The sequence below is a fragment of the Selenomonadales bacterium 4137-cl genome (assembly GCA_032334055.1).
Classification (GTDB): Bacteria; Bacillota; Negativicutes; order Sporomusales; family UBA7701; genus Anaeroselena; species Anaeroselena agilis.
Window position 1 is genome coordinate 1,604,888 of record JAUOZS010000001.1, and the last position, 17,827, is coordinate 1,622,714.

The following is a 17,827-nucleotide window of genomic DNA, read 5'->3' on the forward strand; positions in this document are numbered from 1 at the left end:
ATTAGGCCAATGTATTTTATGTGCGGAGGAGCGGGTTGTGGAGAGGTATTATCAGGCGGCGTTGACCATGGTTCCCGGTCTGGGCAACTCCCGGCTCAATTCGCTGGTCGCCTTTTTCGGTAGCGCCCGACAGGCCTGGATGGCTTCGCGGCGCGATTTGTTTTTGTGCGGCTGCCTCGACGAGACGATCGGTAATAATATACTTGCCCAGCGGGAAAAGATAGATATACACAAAATGGCTGCGGCCTGGGAGCAGAAGGGGATCGGCGTGGTGTGCGCCGCCGACGCCGCTTTTCCGGACAGGCTGCGGCGGATTTTCGACCCGCCGCAGGTGCTGTATTACCGCGGCCGCCTGCCGGTGGACGAGCTTTTGATCGCTGTTGTCGGCGCCCGCCGGGCGTCGGCTTACGGCCGGAACGCGGCTTTGTCGCTGGCGGCCGGTCTGGCGGCGGCGGGCGCGGGGGTGGTGAGCGGCGCCGCCCGCGGCGTGGACAGCGCGGCCCACGAAGGGGCGCTCTCGGCCGGCGGTTACACGGTGGCGGTGCTGGGCTGCGGGGTGGATGTGGTCTACCCGCCGGAGAACGGCCGGCTGCTGGCGCGGATCGCCGAGCAGGGGGCGATCGTGTCCGAGTATTGGCCGGGGACCGACCCGCTGCCGCACCATTTCCCGGTGCGTAACCGGATAATAAGCGGGCTGGCCCGCGGCGTCGCGGTCGTGGAGGCCGCCGAGAAGAGCGGGTCGCTGATTACGGCCGACTGGGCGCTGGAGCAGGGACGCGACGTGTTCGCCGTGCCTGGCAGTATCTTTTCCGCCACCAGCGCGGGCGCCAATAAGCTTATCAAGCAGGGCGCCAAGCCGGTGACGGCGGCGGCGGATATCCTGGAGGAGTACGGTCTGACCCGCGCGGCCGACGGCAGGCCTGGCCGGCCGGAGCCAGCCGGGGACGAGGGGCGGGTTTGGGCCGCCCTGAGCTGCGATACGCCGCTGACTGTGGATGAATTGATCATGAGGGTCGGTTTGCCGGCCCCGGTTGTTACATATATATTATTGCAGCTCGTGCTGAAGGATCTGGCAGCCGAGTTCGGCGGGCAACGCTATGTCCGCCTGCCTGGGAGGGAATCGGGTGAGTAAAGCGCTGGTCGTGGTCGAGTCGCCGGCAAAAGCGAAAACGATCGAGAAGTTTCTTGGCAAGAATTACACTGTAAGGGCGTCGATGGGGCATCTCCGTGATCTGCCCAAGAGCCAGTTCGGCGTCGATATCGAGCATGATTTCGCCCCCAAGTACATCAACATCCGCGGCAAGGGCGACCTGATCAAGAACCTGAAGGATGAGGCCAAAAAGGCGGGCGTCGTTTATCTGGCAACCGACCCTGACCGCGAAGGCGAGGCCATCGCCTGGCACCTGGCTCACTTGCTCGGCATCGGCGAGGATAAAGCCTGCCGGATCGAGTTCAACGAGATTACCAAGCCTGCCATCCAGAAGGCGGTGAAGCATCCGCGCCCGATCGACCTTTCGCGGGTCGACGCCCAGCAGGCCCGGCGTATTCTCGACCGCATTGTGGGCTATAAGCTGAGCCCGCTGCTGTGGCGCAAGGTGCGCAAGGGTCTGAGCGCCGGCCGGGTGCAGTCGGTGGCGGTGCGCCTAATCTGCGACCGCGAGCGGGAGATCCAGGCGTTCGTGTCGGAAGAGTACTGGACGGTGACCGCGAAGCTGCGCGCCAAGCCGAAGGGCGGTCTGTTCGACGCCGAGCTGGTGGCGGTGGACGGCAAGAAGCCGGAGATCGGCAGCGAGGCTGAGGCCGGGAAGATAACCGGGGAGCTGGAGAAGGCGGATTACCGCGTCCGCGAGGTTAAGAAAAGGGAGCGCCGCCGCAATCCGTCGCCGCCGTTCATCACCAGCAGCCTGCAGCAGGATGCGTCCCGCCGCCTGGGGTTCACGGCCCGCAAGACGATGCTGCTCGCCCAGCAGCTGTACGAAGGCATCGATGTGGCCGGGGTCGGCCCGGTCGGCCTTGTGACGTATATCCGCACCGATTCGACGCGGGTGGCGACCTCGGCCCAGGAGGAGGCGAGGAGCTATGTCGCCGCCCGGCACGGGAGCGAGTATCTGCCCGAAAGGCCGCCGGTCTACAGCACCAAGAAGAACGCCCAGGACGCCCATGAGGCGATCAGGCCCACCAGTCTCGAACTCACGCCGGACGCTGTGCAGCGCAGTCTCAGCCGCGATCAGCTCCGCCTTTACACTTTGATCTGGGAGCGGTTTGTCGCCAGCCAGATGGCGCCGGCCGTGTACGACACGCTGACGGTGGAGATCGCCGCCGGCCGCTTCGGGTTGCGGGCCACCGGCTCGGTCCTGAAGTTTCCGGGTTATCTGGCCGTTTACGGCGATAGCCGCGAGGAGGCGGAGAAGGACGCCCTGCTGCCTGAGGTGGCGGAGGGACAGGAACTCAAGCTGCAGAAGCTGCTGCCCAAGCAGCATTTCACCGAGCCGCCGCCGCGTTATACCGAGGCGTCGCTGGTGAAGGTGCTGGAGGAGAAGGGCATCGGCCGGCCGAGCACTTACGCGCCGATCATCGAGACCATCCAGGAGCGGGGCTATGTGCTGAAAGCCGAGAAGAAGTTTCAGCCGACCGACCTGGGGTTCGTGGTCGTCGATCTCTTGAAGGAGCATTTCCCCGATATCGTGGATGTGGATTTCACCGCCGATATGGAGGACCGCCTGGACGGCATCGCCGACGAGAAGGTGTCGCGAGCGAAGGTGCTGAAGGATTTTTACGATCCGTTCGCCGCCACGCTTACGAGCGCCGACGAGAAGATCGGCAATGTGGAGCTGCCGGTGGAGGTTTCGGATGTCCCGTGCCCCAACTGCGGCCGCATGTTGGTCGTGAAGCACGGCCGGTTCGGCAATTTCCTCGCCTGCCCCGGCTTTCCGGAATGCCGGACGACCAAGCCGATCCTCAAGGATACGGGGGTCAAATGCCCGCTTTGCGAGGGGGCGGTGGTGGAGCGCCGCACCAAGCGGGGCAAGGTGTTTTTCGGTTGCGCCAATTATCCCGAATGCCAGTTCACCACCTGGGACACGCCGCTCAAGGAAACGTGCGAGACCTGCGGTTCGTTCAAGGTGCGGCACAATTTCCGCCAGGGGCGGTTTACGGTCATGTGCGGCAATGCCAACTGTCCGACCCGCGCGAAGGAGGCGGAAGCGGCGGCCGCGACCAAACGGCCGGCTAAGCCGCGCCGGACGAGCGCCAAACGGAAAGCGGGCGGCAAACGTGGCTAAGGCGGTTGTTATCGGCGCAGGACTGGCCGGCAGCGAGGCCGCCTGGCAGATCGCCGCGGCGGGTGTGGATGTCGAGCTGTACGAGATGCGCCCGAAGGTGATGAGCCCGGCCCACCGCGGCGGCCTGTTCGCCGAACTGGTGTGCAGCAATTCGCTCCGGGCGGCGGCGATCGAGAATGCCGTCGGCCTGCTCAAGGAAGAGATGCGTCAGCTCGATTCGCTGATAATAAGGGCCGCCGACGCCTGCCGCGTCCCCGCGGGCGGGGCCCTGGCCGTGGACCGGGACGCTTTCAGCGCTTTCGTTACCAGGGCGCTGGCCGATCACCCGCGGGTGCGGGTGGTGACCGAGGAGGCTACCGATCTGCCGGCGGAAAGGCCGTTGGTGGTCGCCAGCGGGCCGCTGACCTCGCCGGCTCTGGCGGGGGCGATCGGCGGGCTGACCGGCGAGGAGTATCTGTATTTTTACGACGCGGCCGCGCCGATCGTGAGCGGCGATTCGCTCGATATGGACGTGATTTTCCGCGCATCCCGCTACGGGAAAGGCGACGACGATTATCTGAACTGCCCGCTCACGAAGGAAGATTACGAGCGGTTCTGGCACGAGCTCACGAGCGCCGCGACTGCGCCGGTGAAGGAGTTTGAGAAGACGGTGTTTTTCGAGGGCTGCATGCCGGTGGAGGCGATGGCGGCCCGCGGCATAGACACGCTACGCTTCGGGCCGCTGAAGCCGGTGGGGCTGCGCGACCCAAGGACGGGCGCGCTGCCTTACGCCGTCGTCCAGCTCCGCCAGGACAACGCCGCCGCCACGCTTTTCAATATGGTGGGGTTCCAGACCCACCTCAAGTGGCCGGAGCAGGAGCGGGTGTTCCGGATGATTCCCGGCCTCGGGCGGGCCGAGTTCGTGAGGTTCGGGGTGATGCACCGCAACACTTACCTGAATTCGCCCCGCATCCTTGCGCCGACGCTGGCGATGAGGAACGAGCCCGGCCTGTTTTTCGCCGGCCAGATCACTGGGGTGGAGGGGTATGTAGAATCGGCCGCCGCCGGTCTCGTGGCCGGCGTCAACGCCGCCCGGCTGGCGAAGGGGCTTGAGCCGGTCGTATTCCCGGCCGCGACTGCCCACGGGGCTTTGTGCCATTATATCACCACCGCCGATCCGGCCAATTTTCAGCCGATGAATGTGAATTTCGGCCTGCTGCCGCCCCTGGAGGCGCGCATCCGCGACAAGAAGGAGAAGAATCGGCGGATCGCCGAACGGGCTTTGCGGGAATTGCGTGAATTTATTGGAATAGTCGGAAAATAATTTTCAAAAAAACTTGCCGCATTATTGCATAATTCAGACTAGTGTGCTACTATAAATTAGTGATTTTTCTTTTGCGGAAAATCGACAATTAAGCGTGGTAACTATGGAAACAGCAACTTGCTACCTTTCGGATTTCTTTCGTTATCTCAAGGTGCAGAAGAATGCCTCGCCCCATACTGTAACGAATTACCGGGCAGATCTCGACCATTTTCTCGCTTTCGCCGCCGCTAAGCTGGGTATGGACGAAGTTCCGCTGGCCGCTGTCACGCCGATTCTGATACGGGCTTATCTCGCCAACCTCAAGGATGAGGACTACGCACGGCGCACCATTGCCCGCAAGATGGCTGCACTGCGGTCCTTTTTTCGTCATTTGTGCCGTGAGGCGGTTTTGGCGGAAAACCCGTTCAGCGCGGTGCGGACGCCAAAGCTGGAGAAGCGGCTGCCTAGCTTCCTCGATCCGGGGGAGATGACCGCTCTGCTGGAGCTGCCGGACAAAAGCAGCCTCGGGCGGCGCGACGCCGCCATCCTGGAGCTGTTGTACGCTACCGGGATGCGGGTCAGCGAGCTGGCCGGCCTGGCGGTGCGGGACGTCGACCTGGACAGCGGCTATGCGCTGGTGTACGGCAAGGGGGCGAAGGAGCGGGTGGTGCCGGTGGGCCGCAAGGCTGTGGCCGCCGTGAAGCTGTACCTGGATCTGGCCCGGCCGCGGCTGGTGCCGGCGGGGGAAGACCATCAGACACTGTTCGTCAATAAGCGCGGCGGCCCGCTCACTGATCGCAGCGTGCGCCGCGTTGTCGATAAATATGTGGAGGCGCTGGCGATAACCAAGCATGTAAGCCCTCACACCATCCGCCATACTTTCGCGACTCATCTTTTGAATAACGGCGCCGACCTCCGCTCGGTCCAGGAGCTGCTGGGCCATGTGAATTTATCGACGACCCAGCTTTACACCCACGTCACCAAGGAGCGGATCAAGTCCGTGTATTCGCAGGCGCATCCGCGCGCATAGGAGGAATGCCAGTGTTTCATGCCACGACTATCGTAGCCGTTCGCCTGAACGGCAAGACGGCGATCGCCGGCGACGGCCAGGTCACTTTCGGGCAGAATACCGTCATGAAGCACAATGCCAAGAAGGTCCGCCGCCTGTATCATGGCAAGGTGGTGGCGGGGTTCGCCGGCTCGGTGGCGGACGCCTTTACGCTGTTCGCCAAGTTCGAGCAGAAGCTTGAGGAGTATAACGGCAATATGATGAGAGCGGCGGTCGAGCTTGCCAAGGAGTGGCGCCTGGACCGCGTGCTGCGCCGGCTGGAGGCGCTGCTGATCGTCGCCGATGCCGATAATATGCTGATTATTTCCGGTAATGGCGAGGTGATCGAGCCTGACGACGGCGTGACGGCCATCGGATCGGGGGGACCTTACGCGCTGGCCGCGGCCCGCGCCCTGGCGGCCCATTCGTCGCTGACGGCGCCCGAGATCGCCCGTGAGGCGCTCACCATCGCCGCCGATATCTGCGTTTATACCAATAATCATATAACTGTGGAAGAATTGTAGCGAAGGGGGGAATATCTTGACAGAGTTGACGCCAAGACAGATTGTCGCCGAGCTCGATAATTTCATCGTCGGCCAGCGCCAGGCGAAGAAGTCGGTGGCGGTGGCCCTGCGCAACCGCTGGCGCAGCAAGCAGCTTTCCGCGGAGCTGAAAGAGGAGATTATTCCTAAGAATATACTGATGATCGGCCCGACGGGCGTGGGCAAGACCGAGATCGCCCGCCGGCTGGCGAAGCTGGTCAACGCGCCGTTCATCAAGGTGGAAGCGACGAAGTTCACGGAGATCGGTTATGTCGGCCGCGATGTGGAGTCGATGGTCCGCGATCTTGTGGAGACGGCCATCCGCATGGTGAAACAGGAGCGGATGACGGCGATGGCCGAGAAGGCCAGGGAGCTCGCGAACGAGCGCATTCTCGACCATTTCCTGCCTTCGGCGAAGAAGGAGTCGGCCCGCAATCCGTTTGAGATGCTTTTTTCCGGAGGACTCGGACAGCCGGCGACACCGCCGCCGCCGTCCGAGGAACCGGCGCCGAACACGGCGCGCGACTGGTGGCGTTCCCGCCTGGAGCGCGGCGAGTTGGAGGAGGAGCTGATCGAGATAACGGTGGAAGACAATGCGTCGCCGATGATGGGGATGTTCGCCGGCACCGGGGCGGAAGAAATGGGCATCAATATTCAGGATATGCTCGGAAATCTTCTGCCTAAAAAGCAGAAACGGCGTAAGGTAACGGTTGCCGTAGCCCGCAAGGTGTTCGCCCAGGAGGAAGCGCAGAAGCTTATCGATATGGATGAAGTGGCCGCCGCGGGGGTTTCGCTGGCGGAAAACTACGGGATCATTTTTCTCGACGAGATCGATAAGATCGCCGGCCGGGGCAAAAACGCCGGCCCCGATGTCTCCCGCGAGGGGGTGCAGCGGGATATACTGCCGATTGTGGAAGGTTCGACGGTGGTCACGAAGCATGGACCGGTCAAGACCGATCATGTTCTCTTCATCGCCGCGGGCGCGTTCCATATTTCCAAGCCTTCGGACCTTATTCCCGAGCTGCAGGGCAGGTTCCCGATACGGGTGGAGCTGGCGAGCCTGTCGAAGGACGATCTTAAGCAGATTCTGACCGAGCCGGCAAACGCGTTGATCAAGCAGTACACTTCTTTGCTGGCGACGGAAGGGATTACCATCGAATTTGGCGAAGATGCTATTGACGAGCTCGCCGAGATCGCCTGTAAGGTGAACGCGCAGACGGAGAATATCGGCGCGCGGAGGCTCCATACCATTCTCGAGAAGCTGCTCGAGGATCTCGCGTTTGAGGCTCCCGATACCGAGGCAGGGAAGGTGAGCATCGATCGCGCATATGTCAAGGGCAAGCTGGACGCGATTGTCGTCAATCAGGATCTGAGCCAGTTTATTCTCTAGGGGAGAAGGGCGGCGGCCGGTTTTGCGGCCGGCCGCGGAAACAACCTCTGATAACAGGTAGTAGTTTAGAGAGAAAATGTCTAGCGAAAGGCAGGATTGATCACAGTGTCGTCAATGTTGGACCGTACCCGGAAAATTAATCGTTTGCTGCAAAAATCCGACAAAGTCAAATACGAAGAGATTTCATCTGTTCTGAGCCAGGTTATGAGTTCGAACGTCTATATCGTGAGCAGGGAAGGGATAGTGCTGGGCTACGCGCTCATCGACCAGTTCGAGTGCGAGATCATGCGGGAGCGGGTTTTGCTTCGCGGGCAATTCCCCGAGCGTTATGTGGAGTTTTTGCTGAAGATCCAGGAGACTTCTCCCAACCTGCGCCTGGAAAACGGTTTGTGCGCGTTCGCCGAGAAGACGGTTTGTATCTCCAACGACAAGTTTACGACGATCATCCCCATCCACGGCGGCGGCGAGCGCATCGGCACCCTTATCGTCGCGAAGTTCGAGCGGGAGTTTAACGACGATGACCTTATCCTGGCGGAGTACGGCGCGACGGTTGTCGGGATGGAGATTCTCCGCGACCGCAGCGAGAAGATCGAGGAGGAGGCCCGCAAGAAGGCTACCGTGCAGGTCGCGCTTGGGACGCTGTCGTATTCGGAGCTGGAGGCCGTGATGCATATTCTCGGCGAGCTAGAGGGCAACGAGGGCCTGCTGGTTGCCAGTAAGATCGCGGACCGCGTGGGCATTACCCGGTCGGTGATCGTCAACGCGCTGCGGAAGTTCGAGAGCGCGGGTGTGATCGAGTCGAAGTCTCTGGGGATGAAGGGGACTTATATCAAGGTGCTGAACGAGCGCCTGCTCGATGAGCTGAAGAAGCTTAAAAAGTAGGGGAGAACCACAACGGCCCGCCTTATCGGCGGGCCGTTTTAATGTGCTTAACTTTTTTGCCGCGGGCGACGAATTCTATAGTAGCGGCGGCAGAAATGCCGGTGAAGCAAGGGGGCGTTGTCCTCGTGGGGCAGACATGGAGCGTTTTGTCGATTTATGACGGTTAACAACTTATTATGACGATATTTCCATAATTTTAACGGAAATTTAGAGGACGGAAGGGCGTTATCGCGAAATTTGTAAAAGGATTTTCCTGAATTATGTAGAATGATGCAAAAGATATAGTATTCCTGTCGTCATTTTTCTCCGGATAGGGGGGCTATCTTGTGGTCAAATCGATTTTATCGTCACCTCAGGAGTCGGTCCTTGAGCGGGCGCTGGGAGCTGCTGCCCTGCGCCACAAGGTTGTCGCCAACAATATCGCTAATGTGAATACGCCCGGTTTCAAGCGCAGCGATGTGGTTTTCGAGGACAAGCTGGCGGAGGCGATGTCTGGCGGGAAGCTGCCGCTTGCCCGCACGCACGCCAAGCATCTGGCCGGGCGCCAGGGTGGTGATGTTTCCGCGCCGTCGGTGGTGACCGATACGCGGACGACCATGCGGACCGACGGTAATAATGTCGATATCGATGCCGAGATGGCGAACGTTGCTAAGAACTCGATTTATTACAACGCGGTCGCCCAGCAGCTCGGCACTTATTTTTCCAATTTGAAGTCGGTGATTAGAGGAGGGAACTGACGATGGGGATGTTCGGGGCTATTGACGCCGCGGCGTCCGGGATGACGGCCGAACGCCTGCGCATGGATGTGATCGCCAATAATCTCGCCAACGCCAATTCGACCCGGACGGCGGAAGGAGGCCCTTACCGCCGCCAGATGGTGGTTTTCGCCCCGCGTTCGGACGGCTCCGTTTTCGGCCAGGTGCTGGCCGCCAGCCTCGAGGGAGGCGCCGGGGTGAGGGTGGTCGGGATCGTGAAGGATGAGTCGCCGCTTAAGATGGTTTACGATCCGCATCATCCTGACGCCAATACCGACGGATATGTGGCGATGCCGAATGTGAACGTGGTGGCGGAGATGGTCGATATGATGACCGCCACGCGGGCGTACGAGGCGAATGTGACGGCGGTCAATGCCGCCAAGGGTATGGCTTCGAAGGCTTTGGAAATCGGCCGTTAGGCCTAAGGAGGAAGCGTTATGCGTGTTGATCGGATTGCGCTTGCGCCCGCAGGCGCGGACCGTACGGCCGCCGGAGCGTCTCCGGCAGGCGCTGAGGGCGGCAAGAGTTTCGGCCAGTTCCTCGCCGACAGCCTTGGCGAGGTGAACAAGCTTCAGGGGGACGCCCAGCAGGCGTCGATGAATCTGGCCGCCGGCAAGATTCAGGATGTTTCCGAGGTTGTCATCGCTACCGAGAAGGCGTCGATCGCGCTGCAGCTTACTATGCAGGTGCGGAACAAGGTTGTCGAGGCTTATCATGAAATGATGCGGATGCAGGTTTAGTTTTACGGGGTTAGCCTCGGTCCTTAATCGTCACTTGGAGAGGTGGAACCATGGCCGACTGGAAGGAACAGTCAATCAGCCTCTGGCGTAATATCGGCAAGCGGGAAAGGTATATGATCGTCGGCGCGGCGGTGCTGCTGTTCGTGGCCATCATCGGTTGGAGCGTATGGTGGGGGGGACGGCCTGATTATGTTCCCCTTTTTACCGGAATGGATGCCAAGGATGCCGGCGAGGTCGCCGCAAAACTCAAGGAGTCGAAGGTCCCTTATGAGATCGGCAATAACGGTACGGCTGTCCTTGTTTCGTCGAAGGATGTGTACCGCGTACGTCTCGAGCTTGCGCGCCAGGGCTTGCCCCGCGGCTATAAGGGGTTTGAGATTTTCGACCAGAATAAGTTTGGCGCGACGGAGTTTCAGAACAAGGTGTATTATCTGCAGGCTCTCCAGGGCGAGTTGACCCGCACGATCGAGCAGATGGCCGAGGTGGAGAAGGCCAGGGTGCATATCGTGTTGCCGGAGGATAGCCTTTACAAGCGCAACGAGAAGCCGGCGACGGCGTCGATCATGCTTAAGCTGCGCCGGGGAGCCCAGTTGTCGCGCGAGCAGGTAAAAGGGATTGTGAATCTGGTGGCCCACAGCATCCAGAGTCTCAAGCCCGAGAACGTGACGGTGGTGGATAGTTTCGCGCGCGTGCTGAACGATCAGCCGGACGAGAAGCAGTTGCCGAGCGCTGTCACGCTTACCCAACTGGAGATGACGAAGAAGGTCCAGGATAATCTGCAGAAGAGCGTTCAGTCGCTGCTGGAGCAGGTGCTCGGCCCGAATAAGACGGCTGTGCGGGTGAGCGTGGAGCTGAATTTCGATTTACGGACGGTCGACCGCCAGGTGTTCGAGCCGGTGGTTGACGATAAGGGGATTATCAGGAGTTCGCAGGATGTTAACGAAAGTTTCAAGGGCACGACTCCCCAACAGGGCGGGGTGCCCGGGACGACGACGAACATCCCCGGTTATGTGACCAGCAATCAGAGCCAGTCTCAGTATGAGAAGAAGGAAACAACCCGCAATTATGAGATTAATGAGCTTAAGGAAAAGACGGTCGTAGCCCCCGGCTCGATCCGCCGCCTGACGGTGGCGGTGCTGGTGGACGCGAATGTTAATAACGCCCAGCGGGAGAGCCTCGTTAAGGCGGTGTCTTCGGCGGTGGGCTTTAACGCCGCCCGCGGCGATATGATTTCGGTGGAGAGCATCCCGTTCAGTACCGAGCTTGCCGACCGGCAGCGCCGCGAGGAGCAGGAGTTGGCGGAACAGCAGAAGCAGGCTCTGTATATGAAGCTGGGGGTCGCGGCGGTGGCGCTGCTCGCCTTGCTGTTTGTGGTGCGTACCTTCCTGCGCCGCCGGCAGCCCGAGGAGCCCGAAGTGATGGAGATACCCGTCCAGCAGCCGACCCATATCATGGAGGCGGCGGCGAAGGAGCTGACGCCCCAGGAGAAGGAACGCGCCGCGCAGCGTGAAGCGATCGCGAAGATGGCGAAGGCTAAGCCGGACGAGGTCGCGCAGTTGGTCAAAGCGTGGATTAACGAGGAGTAGGCGGGAGGGTGAAGGATGTATCAGCCCTCAGAAATGAGCGGCAAGCAGAAGGCGGCGATTTTGCTCATCTCCCTCGGCCCGGATGTGGCGTCCCAGGTGTTCAAGCACCTGAAGGAAGATGAGATCGAAAAGCTGACTCTGGAGATCGCCAACCAGCGCAAGGTTACCCAGGAGAGCAAGGATAAGGTGCTGGTGGAGTTTCATCAGATGGCGCTTGCCAAGGAGTATATTTCGAGCGGCGGTATCGATTACGCCCGCGAGATTATCGAGAAGGCCCTCGGGCAGGAGAAGGCGATGATGATTATCAACCGCCTGACTTCCAGCCTGCAGATACGGCCGTTCGATTTCGCCCGCAAGACCGATCCGGCTCAGTTGCTTAATTTCATCCAGAACGAGCATCCCCAGACAATCGCCCTGATTATGGCTTATCTGCAGCCCGATCAGGCGGGGACGATTTTGTCGGCTTTGCCGCCCGACAGGCAGGTGGACGTGGCGAAGCGGATCGCGATGATGGACAGGACTTCGCCGGATGTGATCAAGGATGTGGAGCGCATCCTGGAACGCAAGCTATCGTCGCTGGTGACGCAGGATTTTACGGCCGCAGGCGGCGTGGACGCGATCGTCGAGGTGCTGAACAGGGTGGACCGGACTACCGAGCGGACGATTATCGAGAATCTGGAGATTCAGAATCCCGAGTTGGCGGAAGAGATCAAGAAGCGGATGTTCGTGTTCGAGGATATCGTGCTGCTGGACGACCGTTCGCTGCAGCTGGTGCTGCGCGAGATCGACTCCAAGGATTTGGGGCTGGCGCTCAAGGCTTCGTCGAGCGAGGTCGCCGAGAAGGTTTACAAGAATATGTCGAAACGCGCTTCGGAGATGCTGCGCGAGGAGATCCAATATATGGGCCCGGTGCGCATCCGCGATGTGGAAGAGGCGCAGCAAAAGGTGGTCAATGTTATCCGTCGTCTCGAGGAGTCGGGTGAGATTATTGTTTCCCGCGGTAAAGGAGACGAGATAATTGTCTAGGATTTTCAAAAGCGTGTCGCTGCGCGATACGCCGCATGTAGTTACATATTCGCCGCCGCGACTGCCCGAGCCGGAGGTCGACGAGGAGCCGCTCCCGGAAGCGGAGGAGACGGCTGCCGAAGAGGATGTCGTTTCTGCGGCGAGCGGCGAGGCGGTCACTATTATTGCCGCGGCCCGCGAGACGGCGGCCGCGGTGGTGGCGGCCGCCAATGAGGATGCCGCGAAGCTGCGGCGCGAGGCGTATGACGAAGGTTATGAGAAGGGGTTTGCCGAGGGCCGGGTGAACGGCGAGGCCGCCGGTCTGGAGCAGGCCCGGGAGCAGACCAGGGGGACGGTCGCCGAAGCGGCGGAAAGGGCGACCGAACTGTTGGCGCTCGCCCGGCAGCAGGCCGACGAGGCGCTCGCGGGCGCCGAGCGGCAGGTGGTGGAGTTGGCTCTGGCTGTGGCTTCCAAGGTGCTGGCTCGCGAGGTGGCGGAGAACCCGACGGTCATCCTGCCGATTGTCAGGGCGGCGCTCGAAAGGGTGCAGGATCAGGAACAGATTACGATCCGCGTTAATCCGGAGTGCTACGAGCTGGTGCTGTCCGCCCGGCCGGAGCTGCAGGCCGCCATGGCGCGCGCCGCCAGTGTGGCGGTGGTGGCCGACGGCGCGCTCAGGGACGGCGATTGCATCGTGGAAACGCCGTTCGGGACGGTGGACGCCCGTGTCGATACCCAGCTTGAGATGGTGAAGGCGGCGTTGAAGGATTTGCTGCCATGACGGCCGTGAATATCGCCCGTTATGTGGATGGGCTGAAAAGTATAGACTCGATCCAACAGGTGGGCAAGGTCAGCAAGATCATCGGCCTGCTGATCGAATCCCAAGGTCCCCGGGTCAATCTGGGGGATTTGTGTTATATCACCTCGCCGGACGATGGGTTCAGCCTGCCGGCCGAGGTGGTCGGGTTCCGCGAGAGCAGCGTGCTGCTTATGCCGCTGGGAGAGCTCCACGGGATCGGTCCCGGCTGCCGGGTGGTTTCGGCCAGGCGCACGCTGACGGTTAAGGTGGGCCGGAGTTTGCTCGGCCGTGTTATCGACGGGCTGGGCAACCCGATCGACGGTAAAGGGCCGCTGACGGGGACCGCGGAATATCCGCTCCATGCCGTGCCGCCGCCGCCGCTTTCCAGGCAGCGGATTACTGATAAGATTTCCGTCGGCGTCCGCGCGGTCGACGGCCTTCTGACCCTCGGCCGCGGCCAGCGGGTGGGGATAATGGCCGGCAGCGGCGTGGGCAAGAGCACGTTGCTGGGAATGGTGGCGCGCAATACGGAGGCCGATATCAGCGTCATCGCGCTGGTGGGCGAACGCGGTCGCGAGGTGCGCGAGTTTATCGAGCGCGATCTCGGCGAGGAGGGGCTGAAAAGGGCGGTGGTCGTTGTGGCGACTTCCGATCAGCCGGCGCTCCTGCGCCTGAAGGGTGCGATGACGGCCACCGCGGTTGCCGAGTATTTCCGCGACCAGGGTATGGATGTCGTGCTGATGATGGATTCGGTGACGAGGTTCGCGGTCGCCCAGCGCGAGGTTGGTCTGACGGTCGGCGAACCGCCGGCAACCCGTGGCTATACGCCGTCGGTGTTCGCGCTGCTGCCCAAGCTGCTGGAGCGTTCCGGGGCGGGGGAGAAGGGGTCGATAACCGGCATTTATACGGTGCTGGTGGACGGCGACGATATGAATGAGCCGATCGCCGACGCGGCGCGCAGCATCCTTGACGGCCATATTGTGCTTTCACGGGCGCTGGCGGCCCAGAACCACTACCCGGCGATCGATATCCTCCAGAGCGTCAGCAGGCTGATGCTGGAGATAGTCGACGAGGGTCATTGGGACGCCGCCCAGAAGCTCAGGACAATGCTGGCGACGTACCGCGAGGCCGAAGACCTGATCAATATCGGCGCTTACGCCCACGGCAGCAATCCTGCCATCGACCAGGCCATCAAGATGATCGGCCCGATCCGGGAGTTTCTCCGCCAGAGCGTCCGCGAGCATACCGACCTTCGGGACGCGGTTGCCCGGATGCTGACCCTGGCTCCGTAAATTTTTTCTGGCGAGGTGATCCGCGATGCGGCCGTTCCAGTTCCGCCTGGAGACGTTGTTGAAGTTCCGCCGCATGCAGGAGGAGCAGGCGCAGATAAGACTGGCCGAGGCCACGGCCCAGTATGCGGCCGAGCGGGATCGGTTGACCGTCCTGGAGACGGAGCTGGCCGCCCATGTGGCCGATTACCGCCGCACGCTTTCCGAGCCGGTAACGGTGGCTGTGCTTAAGATGTTCCGGGATTATAACGATAAACTTAAAGGGGATATTTCCCGTCAGCATATTCGGGTGGAAACGGCCGCCCACAGGCGGCAGGAATGCCTGACCGCGCTGGAGGAGGCCGCCAGGGCCCGCAAGCTGGTGGAAAAACTGCGTGAGAAGCGGCTTGCCCAGTATCAGGCCGAAGCGCTGCTCGAAGAGCAGAAGCTGTTGGACGAGCTGGGACTGCAGGCCTTCGCCCGCAACGGTTAGCGAGGGAGACTATGGAGAGCATGCAGCGGGTGATGCAGCGCATCGCCGCCATAGAACAGCGTTTTCAACATTTGACGCCGGCGAAGCCGGTCAGGACTGACGGCTTCGCAGCGGCTATGACCAAGGCGCAAAGCTCCGGCGGGCCGGTCAGGACGACCGCGGCCGGGCGGCAGGAGATCGCGGCGATGGTCCAGGCGGCCGCCAGGCGGCACGGTGTCGACGCCAACCTGGCGCTGGCGGTGGCTACGGCGGAGTCTGACCTACAGCCGCAGGCGGTTTCGTCCGCCGGGGCGAAAGGCGTGATGCAGCTTATGCCCGATACGGCCCAAGCGCTGGGGGTTGGCAATACTTTCGATCCGCGCGAGAATATCGACGGCGGGGTCCGCTATCTTAAGCAGATGCTCGCCGCGTTCGACGGCGACGTCGTCAAGGCCGTCGCCGCGTATAACGCCGGGCCGGACGCGGTGCGGCAGCACGCCGGCGTGCCTCCTTTTCCGGAGACGCGGGCCTATGTCAATAGGGTTTTGAGCCTGTGCGGCTGATCCTAGCTTAAAGGTGGGTTGATACCGTCCATGGCTGAAAAAATAAAACCGCCTGAAAAAGATAAACCGGTCGCGAAAGGGGCGGCCAAGAAAAAAAGGTTCCGCTTTCTTCTCAAGGCCCTGCTGGCGCTGCTGGCGGTGCTGATGCTGGCCGGCGGCGGTTTCGCCGCCGCGGTGTACCTGAAGTTCGTCGATTTAGACGCGCTGGCCGCCCGCTACAAACTGGCCACTTACCCGGTAATCGGCCGTTACTTCGCTAAGCAGCCGGCGACCAATTTCGCGACCGTCGACCTGCCGCCCGAAGCGGCGGCGGAGAAACCGGCGCCAGCGCCGGAAACCGCGCCGGCGGTCCAGGCCGCCCCGGCTCCCGCCCCCGCCGCCGTATCGACTGAAGAGCTAAAGGCCAGGGAGGCGAAAGCGAAGAAGGAGGAGGCCAAGCGCATTTCCCGGCTGGCCCGCCTATACTCCGAGATGAAGCCCGACGAGGCGGTGCCGATCCTCAATCAGCTCGACGACCCGACCGTCCTGGCGATCCTCGGAAAGATGGAGGACAGCCAGGTGGCCAAGATAATGTCGCTTTTCGACGCCCGGCGGGCCGCCCGCCTCACTCAGGATATGCTGAAAGGCAAGACCATGTAAGTGGCCGGCCTTTTGGTATATAGATAGCTTCACGGAAAGGAGGTGAATTAATGGATGCAGCTTTGATGCAAGTGGCCTTCGAGGCCCCGCCGGCCGCGCCGCCGAAAGGGCAGGCAAAACCCGCTGCTTCGCCGGGCAAGGACGACGGCGGCTTCGGGGCGATGTTCGCCGGTCTGGTGGACACCGGGCAGCCGCAGGGGGGCGAAGGCGTGAAAGCGGACGCGGAGACCACGCCCGACGGCGAGTCCGCTCCGGCGGTTTCACCGGGGATGTTGAATTTCGCCGCGCTGCTGGCGTCGCTGCAGGTGACGGCGGGACCGCAGCAGGCCGCGCCGCAGCCGCAGGCAGCCCAGGAGCAGGCAGGGGCGATCGCGCCGATACAGACCGCGCTGGGCCAGGCTTCCCAAGCAGTTCAGACCTTGCCGACGCCACAAACTGCCGTTCCCGTGCCACCTGTCGCTCCTCAGTCGGTTTTGCCTGAGGCGGTAAGCCAGCCGGCCGGCCGGGAAGGGGCGCAAACGCCGCAGCAGATGCCGGCCTTTACCGGCCAGCAGTCCCTGCAACAGACGCCGGCCTTCACCGGCGGACAGACACTGCCTGCCGGGCAGGATGCTCCGACCGCTCCCGCAGTACCTTCGGCAACCCCGGCGACGGCAACCGCCCCGAGTCCCGAGATGCAGACAATGCCTGTTCCGACCGCAACGGATATGCCGGCGCCGGTCGCGCAACCCGCGACAGACGCGCCAAGTCAGGAGGCGGCAGGGCAGCAACAGACGTCGCCGGCAGCGGTAACGCAGGCGGCGATAGCGGGCGAGCCGCACAAGCAAGTGGAGTCCGCTCCAGCGCCCTCGCCAACCGCCGCAGAGACGAACGCTCATGAAGCGTCCGCCGCGCAGGCGACACAGGCAGCGCCGGTGCAGGCTGCCGCGGGCGGCAAGTCGCCGTCTTCGGGCGACGACGGAGCGCAGACGGCCGAGAGTTTCCAGCAGACGCCGCCAAGCGACGCGCCGCAACCGCAACCAGCTAACGCCAGTCAGGTGTTCGCCGGCCTCATGGAGCAGGCGGCCAGCCGGGCCAACGCGGCTAACGACGCTGCCGCCCCGCAGGGCGCGCAATCGGCACCCGCTCAGGACCCGCACGATGTCGCCGGCCAGATCGTCGACCACGCCCGTCTGATTACCCGGGCCGAGAACAGCGAGATGGTCATCAAGCTCAAGCCCGAACACTTAGGCGAGCTGACGCTGAAGATCGTGGTGGACAGCGGTGCGGTCAGCGCCACCTTCCACAGTTCGAATTCCGAGGTCCGCGCCGCCATCGAGGCTTCGCTGCCCCAACTGAGGCAGGATATGGCCAACCAGGGACTGAAGGTCGACAACGTGGGCGTGTATGCTTCTCTCGATCACTTCTTCGCCAACGACCAGCGTCACGCGCCCCAGCAGCAGATGCCGCAGCCGGCGCGCCGGCCGAGCGGCGACGATGCTTATGCCGAACCGCTAGCCGCGGCCACGGCGGTCAGCGCCCGGACGACAGCCGGCGGGACGGGCATCGATTACCGAGTATAAGGGAAAGGAGGGA

18 protein-coding genes are annotated in these 17,827 nt (G+C 62.2%); all 18 read left to right on the plus strand.

Annotated elements, in window-relative coordinates; translation table 11 throughout:
* Positions 1-37: 37 nt before the first annotated feature.
* The 18 genes from dprA (at position 38) to Q4T40_08605 (ending at position 17,814) form a co-directional block, all read left to right on the plus strand.
* Positions 38-1,132 carry a DNA-processing protein DprA gene (dprA, locus tag Q4T40_08520; GenBank protein ID MDT8901278.1) on the plus strand — a complete coding sequence of 365 codons (1,095 nt, stop codon included), beginning with the start codon at positions 38-40 and terminating at the stop codon, positions 1,130-1,132.
* A complete protein-coding gene (gene topA, locus Q4T40_08525; GenBank protein MDT8901279.1) occupies positions 1,125-3,281 on the plus strand; it encodes a type I DNA topoisomerase in 2,157 nt (718 codons plus the stop codon). The genes dprA and topA overlap by 8 nt, the downstream gene beginning before the upstream one ends.
* Positions 3,274-4,584 carry a methylenetetrahydrofolate--tRNA-(uracil(54)-C(5))-methyltransferase (FADH(2)-oxidizing) TrmFO gene (trmFO, locus tag Q4T40_08530; protein ID MDT8901280.1) on the plus strand — a complete coding sequence of 437 codons (1,311 nt, stop codon included), beginning with the start codon at positions 3,274-3,276 and terminating at the stop codon, positions 4,582-4,584. The genes topA and trmFO overlap by 8 nt, the downstream gene beginning before the upstream one ends.
* 103 nt (positions 4,585-4,687) lie before the next feature.
* Positions 4,688-5,593, plus strand: a complete 906-nt coding sequence (xerC, locus tag Q4T40_08535; protein ID MDT8901281.1) for a tyrosine recombinase XerC — start codon at positions 4,688-4,690, stop codon at positions 5,591-5,593.
* A 5-nt stretch (positions 5,594-5,598) separates the two neighbouring features.
* Positions 5,599-6,135 carry an ATP-dependent protease subunit HslV gene (hslV, locus tag Q4T40_08540; GenBank protein ID MDT8901282.1) on the plus strand — a complete coding sequence of 179 codons (537 nt, stop codon included), beginning with the start codon at positions 5,599-5,601 and terminating at the stop codon, positions 6,133-6,135.
* 16 nt (positions 6,136-6,151) lie between these two features.
* On the plus strand, positions 6,152-7,543 hold the full coding sequence (gene hslU, locus Q4T40_08545; GenBank protein ID MDT8901283.1) for an ATP-dependent protease ATPase subunit HslU: 1,392 nt from the start codon (positions 6,152-6,154) through the stop codon (positions 7,541-7,543).
* Between the two features lie 105 nt (positions 7,544-7,648).
* On the plus strand, positions 7,649-8,425 hold the full coding sequence (codY, locus tag Q4T40_08550; GenBank protein ID MDT8901284.1) for a GTP-sensing pleiotropic transcriptional regulator CodY: 777 nt from the start codon (positions 7,649-7,651) through the stop codon (positions 8,423-8,425).
* A 326-nt stretch (positions 8,426-8,751) separates the two neighbouring features.
* On the plus strand, positions 8,752-9,162 hold the full coding sequence (flgB, locus tag Q4T40_08555) for a flagellar basal body rod protein FlgB (GenBank protein ID MDT8901285.1): 411 nt from the start codon (positions 8,752-8,754) through the stop codon (positions 9,160-9,162).
* A gap of 2 nt (positions 9,163-9,164) precedes the next feature.
* Entirely contained in the window at positions 9,165-9,599 is a 435-nt protein-coding gene (flgC, locus tag Q4T40_08560; GenBank protein ID MDT8901286.1) for a flagellar basal body rod protein FlgC, read from the plus strand.
* Between the two features lie 18 nt (positions 9,600-9,617).
* On the plus strand, positions 9,618-9,920 hold the full coding sequence (gene fliE, locus Q4T40_08565; protein ID MDT8901287.1) for a flagellar hook-basal body complex protein FliE: 303 nt from the start codon (positions 9,618-9,620) through the stop codon (positions 9,918-9,920).
* Between the two features lie 50 nt (positions 9,921-9,970).
* Positions 9,971-11,506 carry a flagellar basal-body MS-ring/collar protein FliF gene (fliF, locus tag Q4T40_08570; GenBank protein ID MDT8901288.1) on the plus strand — a complete coding sequence of 512 codons (1,536 nt, stop codon included), beginning with the start codon at positions 9,971-9,973 and terminating at the stop codon, positions 11,504-11,506.
* 15 nt (positions 11,507-11,521) lie between these two features.
* Positions 11,522-12,532 (plus strand): flagellar motor switch protein FliG, encoded by a 1,011-nt coding sequence (gene fliG, locus Q4T40_08575; protein MDT8901289.1) that lies wholly within the window; start codon positions 11,522-11,524, stop codon positions 12,530-12,532.
* Entirely contained in the window at positions 12,525-13,292 is a 768-nt protein-coding gene (locus Q4T40_08580) for a FliH/SctL family protein (protein MDT8901290.1), read from the plus strand. Before fliG ends, Q4T40_08580 begins: the two co-directional genes overlap by 8 nt.
* Positions 13,289-14,602: a flagellar protein export ATPase FliI gene (gene fliI, locus Q4T40_08585; protein MDT8901291.1), complete on the plus strand. Its 1,314-nt coding sequence runs from the start codon at positions 13,289-13,291 to the stop codon at positions 14,600-14,602. The genes Q4T40_08580 and fliI overlap by 4 nt, the downstream gene beginning before the upstream one ends.
* A gap of 25 nt (positions 14,603-14,627) precedes the next feature.
* Complete coding sequence (gene fliJ, locus Q4T40_08590; GenBank protein MDT8901292.1) at positions 14,628-15,071, plus strand: flagellar export protein FliJ; 444 nt, start codon at positions 14,628-14,630, stop codon at positions 15,069-15,071.
* A gap of 11 nt (positions 15,072-15,082) precedes the next feature.
* Complete coding sequence (locus Q4T40_08595) at positions 15,083-15,613, plus strand: lytic transglycosylase domain-containing protein (GenBank protein ID MDT8901293.1); 531 nt, start codon at positions 15,083-15,085, stop codon at positions 15,611-15,613.
* Positions 15,614-15,643: 30 nt separating this feature from the next.
* A complete protein-coding gene (locus tag Q4T40_08600; GenBank protein ID MDT8901294.1) occupies positions 15,644-16,252 on the plus strand; it encodes a magnesium transporter MgtE in 609 nt (202 codons plus the stop codon).
* A gap of 50 nt (positions 16,253-16,302) precedes the next feature.
* Positions 16,303-17,814, plus strand: coding sequence for a flagellar hook-length control protein FliK (locus tag Q4T40_08605; GenBank protein ID MDT8901295.1), 1,512 nt, complete (start codon positions 16,303-16,305; stop codon positions 17,812-17,814).
* Positions 17,815-17,827 lie beyond the last annotated feature (13 nt).